The organism is Allobosea sp. P1_A7 (genome assembly GCF_056406775.1).
This window is the reverse complement of the sequence record NZ_JBFTZN010000642.1, coordinates 1-665: the sequence shown is the minus strand read 5'-3', so window position 1 is coordinate 665 and position 665 is coordinate 1. Positions and strand designations below refer to the sequence as shown.

The 665-nt window shown below is 65.4% G+C and carries 1 pseudogene; it reads left to right on the top strand.

Going from position 1 to position 665, the window contains the following annotated elements:
* Positions 1-665: pseudogene (locus AC1D34_RS38180) on the top strand (aspartate-alanine antiporter); the annotation flags it as partial.

Here is a 665-nt window from a genome sequence, read left to right as displayed (position 1 = left end):
CCCAAGCTCATGGGCATCAACCTTCGCGAGATCGCGGCACAGCGCGCCGACAAGGCCGGACCGGGCAGCGATGCCGAAGGCGTCACCTCGGCCGCCCGCCTGTTCGACGTTCGCGCCTATCGCGTCGAAAACCCGGTTCTGACCACCAAGACGATCACCGAGATCGAAGCCCTCATCAAGGAGACCCGTGCCTTCATCCTGCGCGTTCGCAGCGGGGTGGTGCTGTTCGGCCACGCTTCGGATCGCAGGATCCAGGCGGGCGACATTATTGCCATTATGGCGCGCCATGAGGTTCACGCCGCCCGCGGCGACCTGATCGGCCCCGAGGTGAGCGACCCCGAGCTGCTCGACATTCCGCTCGAGGCGCTCAACGTCATCGTGACAGCCCGCAGCATCGACGAGAAATCGTTGGCAGAACTGGTCGAAGCGGAGTTCGCGCGGGGGGTCTTCCTGTCCAAGCTGACACGCTCGGGCATTGAGATGCCGATCGAGCCGACGACACGCGTCAATCGTGGTRACGTCATGTCGCTGGTCGGGCCGCTGCCGGAAGTCGAGCGGGCCGCGACCGAGCTCGGCTATCCCGACCGCCGCACCTCGGCAACCGACATGGTCTTCGTCGGCTTCGGGATCTTCCTGGGCGGCTTGTTCGGTCTGCTGACACACAC